This window comes from Microbacterium sp. TWP3-1-2b2 (assembly GCF_049896145.1).
Lineage (GTDB): Bacteria > Actinomycetota > Actinomycetes > Actinomycetales > Microbacteriaceae > Microbacterium.
Genome location: NZ_JAFCTS010000001.1, coordinates 1,312,231 through 1,327,983, shown reverse-complemented (window position 1 = coordinate 1,327,983; position 15,753 = coordinate 1,312,231). Strand labels below are relative to the sequence as shown.

Genomic DNA, 15,753 nt, shown 5'->3' with positions numbered 1-15,753 from the left:
GCCAGAAGGCGATATGCCCCGCCACTCCTGGACGGCGGGTAGCCCCATGCAACGTAAAGTAGATGCGGTCGATTAGTGTCAGTCATGGTCAGCCAGTTCTCCAGATCGCCCGCCTGTCAGCATCAGATGAGAGCTATCAACTTTATCGCCGTTCAGCACCATGGACGGACAGGGAGTCAAGGATGCGCGTCGCGATCACCAAGGGGTCATTGAAGATCCCGCCCACCTATTTCGCGGTTCAGCATGCGATGGAACTCGCCGACGAGTTCGACTTCCAGTTCTTCACGATGGCAGCCGAAGTCACTGATCCCGAGATTGCAGCCGCGATTCGCATCGTCGATGCGTCAGCCGGAACATCCTTCGCCGCTGGGCGTCGTTCATGGCAGCAGCGGGAGCGCGCGCTGCCGCTGCTGTTCGGGCGAATGCAGCGCGAGATCCATCGGTGGGAGCCGGCGGTCGTGCATCAGCACTTCGCGAATTGGTCTCAGCCTGCTGTGGCCGCAGCGAAGAGAACTCGTGCGCCGCTGCTGCTCACCCTGCACGGGGCGGATGTGTATGTGCCTCTCACGCCGCTGGCCGACAGAAGTCTGCTCGGTCGGCCCACGCTTCGCTGGCATCAGCGCACGGTACGAAGGGCCTTCGATGCGTCCGCGCGTATCCTTGCGGTGAGCGAATTCCTCGCAGGCAAGGCGGTCGCCGCCGGTGCTGACGCGCGTCGCATTGCGGTGCACTACCAAGGCGTCGACACCGAGGCGTACCGTCCCGCTCCGGATGCACGCAGCGGTCTGGCCCGGGTAGTTTTCGTCGGTGCACTATCTGATGCCAAGGGCGTGCGCGATCTACTGGATGCATCCGTCGCCGTCGCTGAGAACACTCCGCACGAACTCACACTCGTCGGCGACGGCCCACTGCGACCCGTCGCAGAGGCGGCCGCGGCAGAACACCGGCACATCGACGTCCGCGGTTCCCAGGATCGCACGGGCGTTCGTGCTGCGCTCTCCGGGGCGACCGTTTTCGTTCTCCCGACGCGAGAGTTTCACGGCCGCCGCGAAGCGGCGGGCCTTGTCTCGTTGGAGGCGCAGGCGTCGGGAGTTCCGGCCATCGTCTACGACTCCGGCGGCGCCGCTGAGATGTTGGATGAGGGAAGCACCGGGCTCGTGGTGCGCGAGGGGGACGTTCCTGCACTGGCCGACGCCATCCGATCGGTTATACGGCTTCCCCGGACCGAATGGCTTGCCATGAGCGCGAGAGCACGCGAGTTTGTGGTCGCCGAGCGGAGCCTGCGAACAAGTGCGCGGGAGCTTTCGGCGCACTATCGCGACTTGATCGAGGAGACAACATGACCCGTTCGCGCATTCTCTGCATTTCTTTCTCCGACATCCGCAGCGACGCGCGAGTACTTCGGCAACTTGATGTCTTGGCTCGCTATGGCGACGTCACGACGTTGTCTTATGGCGGGCGCCCTGACGCAGCCGTGGATCACCTCGAGATCGATCACAACCTCCCGTCTCTGCCCCAGACGCTGCCAGGTGTCGTGAAGCTGGCCCTGCGAAGATTTTCATCCGTAGTTCTTGACGCACCGGCTGTGAAGTCTGCGAAGGAACTCCTCGGTCAGCGCGAGTTCGATCTGGTCGTCGCGAATGAAGCCCGTGCGCTTCCCGTCGCCTTCGAGGTCGCCGGTTCCCCGAAGATCTGGTGCGATCTCCACGAGTGGGCACCCGCGGAGCGGACCCACGTCCTGTCGTGGCGCCTGCTGGTGGCGCCATTCATGCATTGGGTGTGCGCGCAGTACCTCCCGCGCGTGGATGCCGCGACGACGATCAACAACTCGATCGCCGAAATGTACTCTGACCAGTTCGGGGTCCGCACCGAGATCGTGCGCAACGCGCGGCCGTTCGTCCCTGAGCTGTCTCCAAGCCCCGCGGAGCATGGCCGTATTCGGTTGGTGCACAGCGGAGGGGCGGTCCCAGGACGCAATATCGAGGCGATCATCGACGCCGTCGACACTCTAGGCGAAGGCTATTCGCTTGACCTCTTCTTGATCCCGTCGCGTCAGGGCGATGCCTATTGGCAGCAACTGCTGAACCGAATTTCGCGTAGTCCGCGAACAACCTTGCACGCGGCAGTGCCACCAGACGAGCTGCCTACGGCGCTCAATCCTTACGATCTTGGCGTCTTCCTACTGCCGCCCCATACGCCGAATCATCGTTTGATGCTTCCGAATAAGTTCTTCGACTTTGTTCAGGCTCGGCTGGGGATGGTCTACGGAACCTCGATCGAGACCGATCGGCTCATCACCGAGTACGGGTTGGGGCTGATCACACCCGGTTATGAGGCACGGGACCTTGTGGACGCGCTGCGCGCGACGACACCGGAACAGGTGCAGGGGTTCAAGCGTGCAGCGGATGAGGTGGCCGAGCAGATGTCGTCGGACGGCGACGTGTCAGTTGCGGAGAGGATCATGCGCAGGCTCACCGGGGGGTGAGTCCTCCTGTTGCAAGTTCCATAGACTGGCAGGCGTGAAGATCGTCAGCGTCGTAGGCGCGCGCCCGCAGTTCGTCAAGCTCGCTCCCATCCATAAAGCCGCGAAGGCCGCCGGTGTCGAGCACGTCATCGTCCACACGGGTCAGCACTACGACCCGATGCTCTCGGACGTCTTCTTCCAAGACCTCGGCATCGGTGCGCCCGACGTGCACCTCGGCGTCGGCAGCGGCTCCCATGGCGTGCAGACCGGTGCCATGCTGGCAGCGTTGGATGCCGTATTCGACGAGCACCGCCCGGACTGGGTGCTGGTGTACGGCGACACCAACTCGACGGTCGCCGCGGCCCTCAGCGCGGTAAAGATGCACATCCCGGTCGCGCATCTCGAAGCGGGGCTCCGCAGCTTCAACCGTCGGATGCCGGAAGAACACAACCGCGTCATGACCGATCACGCGGCCGACCTGCTCCTCGCACCGACCCAGGTTGCGGTTGACCACCTCGCGACCGAGGGTCTTGCCGACCGCACCGTACTCGTCGGTGACGTCATGACAGACGTGCTGCTCGAAGTCCGCGACGAGATTTCCGGATCGCCGTCGATGCTGATGGAGGAGCTCGGCCTCCAGTCCGGTGAGTATTACGTGGCCACTATTCATCGCGCCGAGAACACAGACGAGCCCGCTCGTCTCGCCGAGGTCGCAGCAGGGCTCGCCGGTCTTGATAAGCCTGTGATCCTGCTAGCCCACCCGCGCGTGGTCGCCAAAGCTGCGTCGCACGGGATCGATCTGAACCAAGGATCGCTCGTCGCCCATGCTCCGCTCGCTTACGCCGACCTCATCGCCGCCGCGCTCTCCAGTGCGGGAGTCGTTACCGACTCGGGTGGACTGCAGAAGGAAGCATTCTTGCTCGGCGTGCCATGCACGACGATCCGAACCGAAACCGAGTGGGTCGAGACTATCGAGCTGGGCTGGAACGTGCTTGCGAATACAGCGGAGGAGATCTCTGCAGGAGTCAGCAGGCCGCGCCCCGCCGACACTGACGCTGCTCCTTACGGCGACGGACACGCGGCGGAGCGCGCCGTGGAGACCCTCCTGGGTGCTTCCTCAGGTGAAGCGCCCATAGACTAGAACCCATGCGCATTGCTGTCGTGGCCCTCGGAAAGATCGGGCTTCCCCTCGCCGTCCAGTTCGCCTCATCCGGTCACGACGTGATCGGTGTCGACGTCAATCAGAGGGCGGTCGACACGATCAACTCTGGTGTCGAGCCGTTCCCCGGCGAGGATCACCTGCAAGAGCGCCTCGCCGAACTGATCCCGGCGGGTCGTCTGCGCGCGACCACCGATTACGCCGAAGCCATCCCCGGTGCGGACGCCGTCGTCCTGGTGGCTCCGGTGTTCGTCAATGATGAGACGTGGGAGCCGGACTTCAAGTACATGGATGCGGCGACCAGGTCGCTGGCTGAGCATCTCACTCCTGGCACCCTGGTCTCGTACGAGACGACACTTCCCGTTGGCACCACGCGCAACCGTTGGAAGCCGATGCTCGAGGAAGGCTCTGGTCTCGTCGAGGGTGAGGACTTCCACCTCGCGTATTCGCCGGAGCGTGTGCTGACCGGTCGTGTGTTCGCGGATCTCCGTAAGTACCCGAAGCTCATCGGTGCTTTGTCTGATGAGGGCAACCGTCTGGCTCGCGAGTTCTATGAGGCGGTGTTGCAGTTCGACGAGCGTCCCGACCTGCCCCGCCCGAACGGCGTATGGGATCTCGGGACGACCGAGGCGTCGGAGATGGCGAAGCTGGCAGAGACCACCTACCGCGACGTGAACATCGGGCTGGCGAACCAGTTCGGGTTGTTCGCGGCAGCGAACGGTATCGACGTCTACAAGGTGATCGAGGCGTGCAACTCGCAGCCCTACAGCCATATCCACCGCCCCGGTATCGCGGTGGGTGGGCACTGCATCCCGGTGTATCCGCGTCTGTATCTGTCGACGGACCCCGATGCCGACATCGTGCGCGTCGCCCGTCAATTGAACGCGTCGATGCCTGAGCGTCTCGTCGCGCAGGCGGAGGGCATCCTCGGCTCCCTCACGGGGCAGAGGGCTGTGGTGCTGGGTGCGGCGTACCGTGGCGGGGTGAAGGAGACCGCGTTCTCGGGCGTCTTCCCGACCGTACAGGCGCTCAAGGAACGTGGTGCTGAGGTCGTCGTGCACGACCCGATCTACTCCGACGAGGAACTGCGCGGACTCGGCTTCGAGCCGTATGCGCTCGGTGGCGACGTCGACCTCGCGATCCTGCAGACCGACCACGCCGAATACCGCGACCTCGGGCCCGACCGTCTCCCGGGCGTGAAACTGCTTGTCGATGGCCGCAACGCCACCGACGCGGCCCGCTGGGTCGGCACGCCCCGCATCGTCGTCGGAACGGCCGCCTGATGGATCTTCTCGTCGTAGGCTCTGGTTTCTTCGGCCTCACCATCGCTGAGCGTGCCGCAGAAGCGGGCCGTAAAGTCAGCGTCATCGAACGTCGCCCGCACATCGGCGGCAACGCCTACAGCGAGGCAGACGCCGAGACCGGGATCGAGGTGCACCGCTACGGTGCGCACCTGTTCCACACTTCCAACGCGACGGTCTGGGAGTACGTCAACCGCTTCACGACGTTCACCAATTACGTGCACAAGGTCTACACGAACCACAAGAGCGTCGTGTACCCGATGCCGGTGAACCTCGGCACCATCAACCAGTTCTTCCAGGCGGCGTATTCGCCCGACGAGGCGCGCGCGCTCATCAAGGAGCAGGCAGGCGAGTTCGACGTCAAGACCGCGCAGAACTTCGAGGAGAAGGGCATCGCGCTCGTGGGGCGCCCGCTGTTCGAAGCCTTCTTCCGCGACTACACGGCCAAGCAGTGGCAGACGGATCCGCACAAGCTCTCCGGCGACATCGTCAGCCGCCTTCCCGTGCGCTACAACTACGACAACCGCTACTTCAACGACACGTGGGAGGGGCTGCCCACCGATGGCTACACCGCGTGGCTGGAGCGTATGGCGGATCACCCGAACATCGAAGTCAAGCTCGGTGTCGACTTCTTCGACGATTCGCAGCCGCTGAACCGCAAGGCTCTCGTCGGACAGGTGCCGATCGTCTACACCGGTCCGGTCGACCGGTACTTCGACTACGCCGAGGGCGAGCTCAGCTGGCGAACCCTCGACTTCGAGCGGGAGGTCCTGAACATCGGGGACTTCCAGGGCACGCCCGTCATGAACTACCCGGATATGGATGTCCCGTTCACACGCATCCACGAGTTCAAGCACTTCCACCCGGAGCGCAAGGACGTCTACCCGGATGACAAGACCGTCATCATGCGCGAGTTCTCCCGCTTCGCGGAGAAGGCCGACGAACCGTACTACCCGGTCAACACGCCCGCAGACCGCGATGGCCTGCTCGCGTACCGAGAGTTGCAGAAGGGTGAGACGGACGTCCACTTCGGCGGACGTCTCGGCACGTACCAGTACCTCGACATGCACATGGCCATCGGCTCGGCGCTGACCATGTGGAACAACACACTCGCCTAAACTCGGAACCGTGAGTCACGCTGCTGTCGGGGCGCCGGGTACGCCCCGGCGATATCTGCATTCGCTGTGGCTGCTTTCGGCCCGCGATCTGAAGGTCCGCTACGCCACCAGTTGGCTCGGCTACCTGTGGTCGGTGCTGGACCCGCTGGTGATGAGCGCGATCTACTGGTTCGTCTTCACGCAGGTCTTCAAGCGAGGCAGCATCGGCGAGGAGCCGTACATCGTCTTCCTCATCCTCGCCCTCCTGCCGTGGGTCTGGTTCAACACCTCCGTCTCAGACTTCACCCGAGCTTTCCGCAAGGACGCCAGACTGGTGCGTTCGACGTCGATTCCGAGATCGATCTGGGTCAACCGCATCGTGTTGAGTAAGGGGATGGAGTTCCTCTTCGCCATCCCGGTGCTCGCGCTGTTCGTCATCGCCAACGCCGACAAGGTCACCATCGGCTGGTCGCTGCTGTGGTTCCCGGTCGCGGTCCTTCTGCAGACCCTGCTGCTCGTCGGGCTGGGCCTGCTCGTCGCTCCGCTGTGCGTTCTCTACGCCGATCTGGAGCGCACCACCGCTCTGATCCTTCGTGCGCTGTTCTACGCGTCCCCGGTCATCTACAGCGTCAACAACCTCCCTGCTCCCTTCGATGTGATCGGCGCGTTCAACCCCTTGGCAGGCATCTTCACGCTCTACCGGGTCGGGTTCTTCCCCGACCAGTGGCACACCACGACGATCCTGATCAGCGTCGTCATGACGATCGGCATCTTCGTCCTCGGGCTCTGGGTGTTCCGTTCCCTCGAACGCTCTGTGCTGAAGGAGCTGTGATGGCGGCTGCAATCGAAGTGACAGGACTCGGAGTGCGTTTCCGCCGCAACCGTCGCGGTCGGCGTAATTTCAAAGACCTGTTCGCAGGCGCTTCACGCCGCAGGACTTCGGGAGAGTTCTGGGCCCTCCGAGACGTCTCGTTCACGGTGGAGCCGGGGGAGTCGATCGGCGTCGTCGGGCGCAACGGCCAGGGGAAGTCCACCCTGTTGCGTCTCGTCGCGAAGGTGTTGCTGCCCGACGAGGGCTCTGTCACGGTCAACGGCGGCGTCGCACCGCTCATCGAGATCACCGGCGGCTTCGTCGGCGACCTCACCGTGCGAGAGAACGTGCGCCTCACGGCAGGCCTTCACGGCATGTCGAAGGCGGAGGTCAGCCGACGCTACGACGACATCATCGGATTCGCGGAGCTGGAAGACTTTCAAGATGCTCCGTACAAGCATCTTTCAAACGGAATGAAGGTGCGTCTCGCGTTCTCCGTCGTGTCGCAGCTGGACGAGCCGATCCTGCTCGTCGATGAGGTTCTCGCTGTGGGTGACAAGGCCTTTCGAGACAAGTGCTACAAGCGCATCGACGAGTTGCTCGCCGAGGGGCGCACACTCTTCTTCGTCAGCCACAACGAGCGAGATCTACGGCGCTTCTGCACCCGAGGCCTTTATCTCAACAAGGGCGCGCTGGTGCTGGATGCCGGCATCAACGAGGTGCTCGACCGCTACAACGCGGATTCGATGCCGGCAGCCTGAGCGGGCAGCTCGCGTCGAGAACGCGCGGCAACCGCGATCTCTGACAGCTTCAGAGGCCGACGAGCGCGCGGAGGTCCTTCAGAGCGGCGGTGGCGGCATCCATCGCGCTCTGCGTGTTCGAGCCGCTCTCGAACGCGCTTCGGAGCTCTCCGAGCCGCGCGCTGTACTGTCCGACGCCCGCGTACCACGCCGATGAGATCGAACTCGGAGCAGCAGCATCCGACAGACGCCCGGCATCCTGCTGCAGCGATTCGACGACCTGAGCGGCCTCCTGACCACTCAGATCGGCGGCGATCGTGAGCCCTGTCGACGCATCGTCGAGACGCGGCTGCACCTGCGCGGCGAACGTGGGTATGTCGGGATCAGGAACGGGCGGAGGCGTGGTCCCCGGCTCCTGCGTGGGAGCGGCGGTCGGCGTAGGCGTGTCGGTCGGCGTCGCAGTCGGGGTGGGCGAGGAACTCGCCGTATCCGTGGGCGTGGGTGTCGGCTCGGGCTCGCCGCCTCGCGGCAGCAGGAAGAACAGCAGTGCCGCGACGATGGCCACCGCCAGGACCGACAGGCCGACGATCAGCCAGATGCGTTTCTTGTTGGTCTTCTTCTGCTCGGGGAATACCCACTCGGCCCTTGGCTGCTGCTCGTCGCTCATCACTTCTCCAATGCCGGCATGGGCTGCCAGGTGCGGTCTCGACCGATCTTGCCACCATCGCGGATGCCGCGGAAAAGATTGCTCGTGCCTCGCACCGTTCGTTCGACGAAGAGCAACCGGATGAGCTCTTTGAAGAACGTCGCAGTGGTGCCGAGTCCGAACAGCACAGGGTTATAGACGCCGTGCACGCGGTAATAGTTCTTGATGAATGCTCGGTTGCGCATGATGTAGTACCGGTACGCGTTGCTCGACGCATTCATGTGGCGCACGCCCATGTCCCACTGCTTGATCTCGCGGGTGCGGCGCAGCACGAACTCGTTCACGATCACGGCTGTGGTGAGCCGCGAGGCGAGCCAGCCGTACATCTGGTCATCCCAGTAGATGAAGAAGCGATGGTCGGGGAGGCCGATCTGCGTCACGATCGAGCGGTGGATGAACATCCCCTCGAAGCATCCGCTGTTCATCTCCTTGAATCCCGATGCATCGAACCCGGCCGGCGCGAACGGGATCGGAATGCCCATCCGCTCGGCGATCCGGTACTGCCAGTAGAACTCACTGCCGTCGTAGTCGTATCGGCGTCCCTGGATGCTCTTGAAGCGAGGGGTCCACTTCCCCATGCGCGCGAGGCCGTCCGGCAGGACCTCGACGTCGTCGTCCATCATCCAGATCCACTCCGAGCCGAGCTCGTACGCCGTGCGCATGCCCTCGCTGAAGCCCCCGGACCCGCCGGTGTTGGTCTCGAGCCTGCGGTACACGATCTCAGTGCCGATGCGCGCACGGAAGGAATCGACGACCTCTGTGGTGTCGTCAGCAGACGCGTTGTCGATGATCACGACGTGTCCGGGCTTCGGGTCCATGACCGCGATGCTGTCGAGCAAACGTGTGAGCAGATGAGAACGGTTGTACGTGACGATGACGATCGTCGCCGACGCGGGGTCGAATGCAGCGGGCGCCGCGGTCATGCCTTCTCCTCGAAGATCTGCTGCCAGGAATCGGGGGAGACGAGCTCCGGAAGTGCCTGCCGATACTGCTTCTGCAGTTCAGGCCAGCGGCGCCTCAACTCGGCGTGCAGACGTACCGTGTCACGGAGCATCTGACGGTACTTCTTGCGATCTCTTGTGTAGATGTTCTTGCCGGATCCGTCCGCGGCGCTCACCAGAGCACTGTCGAAGTTGGGCAAGCGCCACCAGTGCGCATCGCCCTTGCCGAACTCGACTTCCGGCTGGTCCACGTTTTCTGGATTCGGCTTGTGCAGCCAGTGCGCGATGAGGGTCGATAGCGTGAACACCCGCAGTCGCAATCCTGTCGGACTGTCAAACTGGTTTCGGGGTTGCTGCTTGTAAACCCGACGACCATGCCGTGAATGCAGCACCGTGGACGGATCGCGGTGTACCACGGTCTCGGGATAGTCGGCCGCGAGCGCGCGAGCGCGAGGCATCGCCGTCGCCAGGTTCTCGCGCATGTGCGCCGGCCCCGACAGGACATCCCGCAGCGCTTGAGCGCGCAGGGCGACGGGGTAGTACTGCATCATCATCAGATGCTTGAGGTCGACGCGGCGACTGTGAGTCAGCAGTCGTCCGCCATGCGGGACCTCGGAGTGCAGCAGCCCTGCGACGATGCGGTTGCGGGCGTGGAAGTACGCCTGCCAATCGATCGAATCGTCCTTGTTGACCCATGAGACGTGCCAGAGCGCGACGCCGGGCATCGAGACGGTGGGAAAGCCGGCTTCGCCGGCACGAAGGCAGAACTCGGCGTCATCCCATTTGATGAAGGCAGGCAGGGAGAGGCCCACCTTCCGGATGGCGTCCAGAGGGATCAGGCACATCCACCAGCCGTTGTAGTCCGCGTCCATGCGCATGTGCAGCAGCTTCGACTGGCGCAGGTTCGACGCACCGAAGTCGTGCGGCATCTTCTCTTGATAGAGGTTGCGCCACATGAACGGAACCTTGTCGAGCACCTCTGCCCAGCCGTGGAGCTTCGGACGATCGAGCAGATCGAACATGTGACCGCCGACGAGCACCGGATTGGTCGCGAACTGGCCGAACACGATCGAGCGGCGCACGGATTCGGGCTCGAGCCGTACGTCATCGTCGAGCAGCTGCACGAAGTCGCTCTCGGGCCGCTGCAGCGTCTCGTGCATGGCGCGGGCGAAGCCGCCAGAGCCGCCGAGATTGGGCTGTCGGATCACCTGCAGCGTCTCGCCGAGCGCAGCGGCGACTTCGGCGTAGCCTTCCTGCTCGGCCACGAGCTGCGTGCCCTGATCGATGAGGAAGATCCGGTCGACGAACTCCAGCGCGTCAGGCGACGCGGCCAGTGCCTGGAGGGTCTCGACGCAGTAATCGGGCTTGTTGTAGGTGGTGATGCCGAGTGACGCCTTGCCTGTGCGCTTCGGCTCCTGCTCGGTCGTCCACTCCGCACACTCCAGAACGGCGGCCTTCTCGTCCGCGACGATGTCGAACCAGATCCACCCGCCGTCGCTGTACTGGGTCAGAGCCAGATCGAACGATGTCTCAGCGTCACCCGTGACCTCTCTGGTGTCCACGCGCTGGCGGATTCCGGAGCCGTTCGAACGGTAGACGAGGATGGTCGCCGGACCCTTCGTGCGCACAGTGAGTCGCACCTGGCGCACGCTCGTCCAGTGCTGCCAGTACGACGCAGGGAACGCGTTGAAGTATGTGCCGAGTGAGACCCGCCGACCGGCGACGATACGCGCGCTGTGCCGGCTCAGGATGTTGCCGAGATGCGCGCGGTTCGAGACGCGGACGGGCTCCTCATCGATCACGGACCAGGTCTCGGGATCGGCATACAGCGGGAGGAGGTCGGGGTCGCGGTCGAGCGGGAAGACGACGTTCTGCAGGACGTGGGTCACGGGCGAGATCTCCGGAATTGCTTCGCCCCGCCCGGCTGGGCGCTCGGCTGGTTCAGCGGGCACGGAGTAGCCTACCTTCCGGTCATGTGGAACGCCGCAGACCGCGCCCATCCTGCTGTGCAAGGAACTCGGCTCGGCCCCGGATCACTCCTGCGCGCGCAGCGTCGGGATGACCCCGGTGTTCGCTGCATCGATGTTCTCGCGCCAGGACCTCGACTGTCCGGCGCGGAGTGCGCACAGCACGAGCATGAACCACCCGGCACCCGCAAGGGTGAAGCTCTCGAACATCGAGTCGACGGCGAGGGTGACGAGCACGAGGGGAGTCCACGCGTACACCACCGAGTGCCGCACGCTCGCGACCAACCAGGACCTGATCAGAGCCACTCCGCCCAGGATGAGGAACAGCAGGAATCCGGCGATGCCCAGTTGGAGCAGCACATCGAAGAACGCGTTCAGCGCTGTCTGGTGCTGATCATCGAGCAGGTAGTTGATGTAGGTGAACGGATACTCGCCGCGCTGCCATGGTCCGAACCAGCCCCACCCCTGAAACGGCCTGATCGCCACGAAATCGAGGATCTGATTCCACAGATCGGCGCGGATGGAGAAATCGGAGCCGCCGCCCATCCAGGCGATGATCGGATGCCGGAACGCGAACGCGACCGCGAGTGACGCGAGAGTGAGGGCACCCAGCACCCATTGCACGAGATTGCGGTGCGCCGCCGGAGTGTGGCGGACGATCGTCAAGGCCGCCGTCGCCACCCCGACGGCAACGGCCAGCACCAGCACGGTCGGCGACGCGGAGACCAGAGCGAGGAACCCGGCGAGCGCGATCGAGGGGACCGCGATGGGGGCCACGACCGACTGCGTGCGCCATTCGATGAAGAACGTGATGAGAGCGATCACCGCGACGAATCCGAGCATGTTGCGAGTGCCGAAGATGCCCTGCACCGGTCCGCCGAGCGCGAGGTTCCCCTCGATCTGGAGGAACGCGATCGGCACGTCGATGAGGATGCCGGAGAGCACCTCCATCCCGAGTGAGACGAGAAGCAGCGCCCGCAGGGTGTCACCGATCGCGCGGACGGTCTGCAACGTGTCGCGGATGTGGCCGATCGTGATCGCCATGATCGCGAAGCCGAACGTCCAGAGCCATCCGACGAGGGTGTCAGAGCGGTCCGTCGTCCAGAACACGCTGGCGAGGGCGAGTGCGAGGAACGCGAACAACGACGAAGGCGCCAGCCGCAGAAGGGACAGCTCTTCACGCCGGACGAACAGGATCGCGACGCCCAGCGCGCACAGCAGCACGATGATCGTGGCATACGTGGTCGCCGACGTCATCCGCTCGATCATGAACGAGCCGAAGGTGGCGGTGAGTGCGGCCAGCGTGTACGCGCGCGCCATCTCGACGGAACCGAGCAGCCGGCCCAGCCGGTCCTTGGCAGAGGTCACGGGATGCGCCGGGCCCTGCTGCCGCGTTCGGTGACGCGGGACTGCTCGCTGAGTCCGACGCCGACCAGCGGCACTGATTTGATCTTGAACGAGAAGAGCACCAGCATCAACCATCCCCAGAGCATGATCGGGGTGGACTCGGCGAGGCCCTGAACAAGCAGAATGACGGTGAACAGCACCGGCAGCAAGGTCAGCGGAGAGTAGGGGCGGTCGGCGCGGAGATTCCAGCGTGGCCGGTCGGCGGCGAAGAACCATGCGCGCCACAGCAGACCGAAGTATGCCGCGGCCATCAGCACGACCCCGACCACGCCGAGCTGCATCAGAACATCGAGCCACATGTTGTGTGCGTGGAACACGGTGATGCCGTGGTCGGTGATCCAGCCGTCGAACGAGGGGTCGGTGGGTATCCACGGACTGGAGAACCCATTGCCGAACACCGGATGAGCGGCAGCTCGCTCGAGAACCTTCGTCCAGATGACGTCGGTGCGGCCGGTGAGATCAGCGCTGCGACCGAGCGCATCGAACAGCGGCCTGTGGAACACGATCACCGCGGCCACGACGACGACGACGGCCCCGCCGCAGATCGCGTAGATCCGGGCTCGCGCCCCCGGCGTGTGCGCTCGGCGGATCAGCAGCGCCACCATCAGCACCACGGCGGCCGCGAGCGCGCACACGTAGGTCGTCGCAGAGGATGCCCTGAGCATCATGAACGCGGCCAACAGCATCCACATCACGAGGGTGGTGCGCCAGCGCGCGCGCAGTGCGAAGCGCACCCCGAACGTGACGATCGCGAACAGGCTGATGATCGCGAGCACGTTCGAGTTTCCGACGATGCCCTGGATGCGGCCGCCGTCGAGCAGGTTGTCCCGCACCCAGTACCAATGCGGGTCGATGTCGCCGTCCGGGAGCGTCAGGAAGTTCGGGAGAAGGGGACCGTGTACGACCAGCGACACCCACAGCTCGAGCGCGAGCGACAGCCCGAGGATCCATTTGAACGCGGTCGCGAGTGCGCGCACGATCTCCTGCCAGCTGAGGGCGTGCGCGATCAGCAGGCCGTTGACGGTGACGGCGGCGAGCAGGAGCCAGGTGAGGATCGTCGGCAGCCGCCACTGCGACCACGCGACAGAGATCAACGCGAGCCCCACATATCCGAGCGCCGACCACGGCAGGCGCCGCCACGGGAACGGATGCGGCTCGGCGCGCGCGATCATCGGAATCCCGATGGCGAGGGCCGCCAGAGTGAGCAGGATCATCACGGCGCCGGCGACGGTCACTCCGACGAGGTTGTACAGCGCGGTGTGGGCGAACGCGACGATGAAGACGAGGATGACGTAGCCGCGCAGCAGCAGATGCCCCGTCGACTCGCGATCCGGCGCGGTGGGCGGGGCTTTCACTGGATGCTTCGTGTACTGCGCCATCGGGTTCAGGCTACCGCGCCGACGCCGTCGGATCGCTGCGGCACGGCCGGGATCGATACGCTGGCTACATGCTGCTGAGTCTGTCGAACGCACCCCGTGACTATGCCTGGGGGTCGACCTCGCTCCTCGCTGATCTGGAGGGCCGGGAACCCACCGGCGCACCGGAGGCCGAGGTGTGGTTCGGTGACCACTCTGGCGACCCCGCCGACGTCGCGGACGGTTCCACTCTCGATTCGGTGACGGGCGGCACTCTTCCGTATCTGCTGAAGCTGCTCGCAGCCGCTTCTCCGCTCTCGATCCAGGTGCACCCGACCATCGCACAGGCGCGGGACGGGTGGGGGAGGGAAGAGGCGCTCGCCGCGGATGATCCCGCGCGCAACTACCGCGACGCGAACCACAAGCCCGAGCTCATCGTCGCCCTGAGCGACCGATTCGAGGCGCTCGGCGGCCTGCGATCCGTGGCCGACACACTCCGTCTCCTGACAGCGCTGGGCGATACCTCCGGCGTGCGTGCGCTTCGCGAGCGCCTCGAGGGCGGCAGCGATGAGGTCGTGCTGAGGGATGCTGTCGGGTGGCTGCTCTCCGGCGGCGCACAGCGGGAGGTGGACGAGATCATCGCGGCGCTCGCCGCGTCGTCGTCGGAGGAGTTCGCCGCAGAGCTCGATGCGGTGCGAGCGATAGCGGATCGGTACCCCGGTGACCCCGGCGTCGTCGTCGCACTGCTGATGAACTACATCGTGCTGCGTCGTGGCGAAGCCATCTTCCTGCGCGCCGGGCTTCTGCACGCCTACATCTCCGGCCTCGGCGTGGAGATCATGGCGGCGAGTGACAACGTGCTGCGCGGGGGGCTGACACCGAAGCACATCGATGTGTCCGAGCTGCTCTCTGTCCTCGACACCACTCCCGAAGCGGTGCCGGTGCTGCCCCCAACGGCGACAGGTGCGGTGACGACGTACGACGTCGACGTGCCCGATTTCGCTCTGCGACGCGTCGTGCTCACCGGCGACCTGGTCACCGTTGAAGTCGCGGGCCCCGCCATGGTGCTCTCGACTGCGGGAGAGGTCACTGTGTCGGGCGCAGAGGGGGCGGCTGTCGCAGTGGCCGTCGGCTCAGCGGTGTTCGCCACCGAGGATGAGACGGCGTTGTCGCTGAGCGGCAGCGGCGAAGTGTTCATCGCGCAACCAGGCGACTGAGCGGCGATGGATTCCGAAATCCAACCTGCGGTTCGACCAGTGACGACACGCCCGACGGTCGGCCGTACTGAGTTCCTCCTGACACGACACGCCGTCGACACGCCGTGAACCTTCAATAGTCGATTGAGGCTTTACTATCCGCGACTTGACCGCAGCGAATGACACGGGTGTAATTAGTTCAGCAAGGCCCGGCGGGGGGCATTCTGAAGGGCAAGGAGAGCGACATGACGGGTTACCGTTCCGACGTTCCCGAGAACTGGTTTGTTGATCCGGTCAATCTCGGGGTTCCCGGGGTCAGGCGTGTGGAGCCTGATGAAGACAGCGCCCTGTCATGGCAGACAGATGCACTGTGTTCTCAGACCGACCCCGAGGCGTTCTTCCCTGAGAAGGGCGGTTCGACCCGTGACGCGAAGCGGATCTGCTCGTCTTGCGACGTGCGAGGCGAATGCCTCGAATACGCGCTGAACAACGACGAGCGTTTCGGCATCTGGGGCGGCCTGAGCGAACGCGAGCGCCGCAAGCTCAAGCGCAGCGCGGGCTGATCGTTCATAGCTTGGCAGGCTCGCCGGGCGCGCTGACGGTGGCCCA

General features: G+C 64.6%; 14 protein-coding genes. 9 read left to right on the top strand and 5 right to left on the bottom strand.

Translation table 11 applies throughout. The features are described from left to right. Positions 1-182: 182 nt before the first annotated feature. Genes ACP7AR_RS06655 through ACP7AR_RS06625 form a run of 7 tightly spaced genes read left to right on the top strand, consistent with a single transcriptional unit; the run spans position 183 to position 7,593 of the window. Entirely contained in the window at positions 183-1,343 is a 1,161-nt protein-coding gene (locus ACP7AR_RS06655; protein ID WP_426183982.1) for a glycosyltransferase, read from the top strand. Then, a complete protein-coding gene (locus tag ACP7AR_RS06650) occupies positions 1,340-2,485 on the top strand; it encodes a hypothetical protein (protein ID WP_426183981.1) in 1,146 nt (381 codons plus the stop codon). The genes ACP7AR_RS06655 and ACP7AR_RS06650 overlap by 4 nt, the downstream gene beginning before the upstream one ends. A 34-nt stretch (positions 2,486-2,519) precedes the next feature. Continuing rightward, the gene (wecB, locus tag ACP7AR_RS06645) at positions 2,520-3,605 is read left to right on the top strand and encodes a non-hydrolyzing UDP-N-acetylglucosamine 2-epimerase (RefSeq protein ID WP_426183980.1); all 1,086 of its coding nucleotides are present in this window, start codon (positions 2,520-2,522) and stop codon (positions 3,603-3,605) included. Between the two features lie 5 nt (positions 3,606-3,610). Then, positions 3,611-4,906 (top strand): nucleotide sugar dehydrogenase, encoded by a 1,296-nt coding sequence (locus ACP7AR_RS06640; RefSeq protein WP_426183979.1) that lies wholly within the window; start codon positions 3,611-3,613, stop codon positions 4,904-4,906. Beyond that, positions 4,906-6,042, top strand: a complete 1,137-nt coding sequence (gene glf / locus ACP7AR_RS06635) for a UDP-galactopyranose mutase (protein WP_426183976.1) — start codon at positions 4,906-4,908, stop codon at positions 6,040-6,042. Before ACP7AR_RS06640 ends, glf begins: the two co-directional genes overlap by 1 nt. 10 nt (positions 6,043-6,052) lie before the next feature. Then, complete coding sequence (locus ACP7AR_RS06630; RefSeq protein WP_426183974.1) at positions 6,053-6,853, top strand: ABC transporter permease; 801 nt, start codon at positions 6,053-6,055, stop codon at positions 6,851-6,853. Next, a complete protein-coding gene (locus ACP7AR_RS06625) occupies positions 6,853-7,593 on the top strand; it encodes an ABC transporter ATP-binding protein (protein ID WP_426183972.1) in 741 nt (246 codons plus the stop codon). Before ACP7AR_RS06630 ends, ACP7AR_RS06625 begins: the two co-directional genes overlap by 1 nt. 49 nt (positions 7,594-7,642) lie before the next feature. Here the strand turns inward: ACP7AR_RS06625 and ACP7AR_RS06620 are convergent, their stop codons facing one another. The 5 genes from ACP7AR_RS06620 to ACP7AR_RS06600 form a co-directional block, all read right to left on the bottom strand. Next, complete coding sequence (locus tag ACP7AR_RS06620) at positions 7,643-8,239, bottom strand: hypothetical protein (protein WP_426183970.1); 597 nt, start codon at positions 8,237-8,239, stop codon at positions 7,643-7,645. Next, a complete protein-coding gene (locus ACP7AR_RS06615) occupies positions 8,239-9,201 on the bottom strand; it encodes a glycosyltransferase family 2 protein (protein WP_426183968.1) in 963 nt (320 codons plus the stop codon). Before ACP7AR_RS06615 ends, ACP7AR_RS06620 begins: the two co-directional genes overlap by 1 nt. Then, complete coding sequence (locus ACP7AR_RS06610; protein WP_426183966.1) at positions 9,198-11,171, bottom strand: glycosyltransferase; 1,974 nt, start codon at positions 11,169-11,171, stop codon at positions 9,198-9,200. The genes ACP7AR_RS06615 and ACP7AR_RS06610 overlap by 4 nt, the downstream gene beginning before the upstream one ends. Before the next feature lie 81 nt (positions 11,172-11,252). Further along, positions 11,253-12,554 (bottom strand): O-antigen ligase family protein, encoded by a 1,302-nt coding sequence (locus ACP7AR_RS06605; protein WP_426183964.1) that lies wholly within the window; start codon positions 12,552-12,554, stop codon positions 11,253-11,255. Beyond that, positions 12,551-13,972, bottom strand: a complete 1,422-nt coding sequence (locus ACP7AR_RS06600; protein ID WP_426183962.1) for an O-antigen ligase family protein — start codon at positions 13,970-13,972, stop codon at positions 12,551-12,553. Before ACP7AR_RS06600 ends, ACP7AR_RS06605 begins: the two co-directional genes overlap by 4 nt. A 68-nt stretch (positions 13,973-14,040) precedes the next feature. Here ACP7AR_RS06600 and manA point away from each other — a divergent pair, with 68 nt between their 5' ends. Next, a complete protein-coding gene (manA, locus tag ACP7AR_RS06595) occupies positions 14,041-15,165 on the top strand; it encodes a mannose-6-phosphate isomerase, class I (protein WP_426183960.1) in 1,125 nt (374 codons plus the stop codon). A gap of 224 nt (positions 15,166-15,389) precedes the next feature. After that, entirely contained in the window at positions 15,390-15,707 is a 318-nt protein-coding gene (locus ACP7AR_RS06590; RefSeq protein ID WP_426183958.1) for a WhiB family transcriptional regulator, read from the top strand. Positions 15,708-15,753: the final 46 nt, after the last annotated feature.

Bases quoted from the DNA above. Each gene is read 5' to 3' on its own strand.
- ACP7AR_RS06625 (WP_426183972.1), top strand. From the start codon at position 6,853: ATGGCGGCTGCAATCGAAGTGACAGGACTCGGAGTGCGTTTCCGCCGC.
- manA (WP_426183960.1), top strand. From the start codon at position 14,041: ATGCTGCTGAGTCTGTCGAACGCACCCCGTGACTATGCCTGGGGGTCG.
- ACP7AR_RS06655 (WP_426183982.1), top strand. From the start codon at position 183: ATGCGCGTCGCGATCACCAAGGGGTCATTGAAGATCCCGCCCACCTAT.
- ACP7AR_RS06615 (WP_426183968.1), bottom strand. From the start codon at position 9,201: ATGACCGCGGCGCCCGCTGCATTCGACCCCGCGTCGGCGACGATCGTC.
- ACP7AR_RS06650 (WP_426183981.1), top strand. From the start codon at position 1,340: ATGACCCGTTCGCGCATTCTCTGCATTTCTTTCTCCGACATCCGCAGC.
- ACP7AR_RS06590 (WP_426183958.1), top strand. From the start codon at position 15,390: ATGACGGGTTACCGTTCCGACGTTCCCGAGAACTGGTTTGTTGATCCG.
- ACP7AR_RS06620 (WP_426183970.1), bottom strand. From the start codon at position 8,239: ATGAGCGACGAGCAGCAGCCAAGGGCCGAGTGGGTATTCCCCGAGCAG.
- ACP7AR_RS06600 (WP_426183962.1), bottom strand. From the start codon at position 13,972: ATGGCGCAGTACACGAAGCATCCAGTGAAAGCCCCGCCCACCGCGCCG.
- glf (WP_426183976.1), top strand. From the start codon at position 4,906: ATGGATCTTCTCGTCGTAGGCTCTGGTTTCTTCGGCCTCACCATCGCT.
- ACP7AR_RS06640 (WP_426183979.1), top strand. From the start codon at position 3,611: ATGCGCATTGCTGTCGTGGCCCTCGGAAAGATCGGGCTTCCCCTCGCC.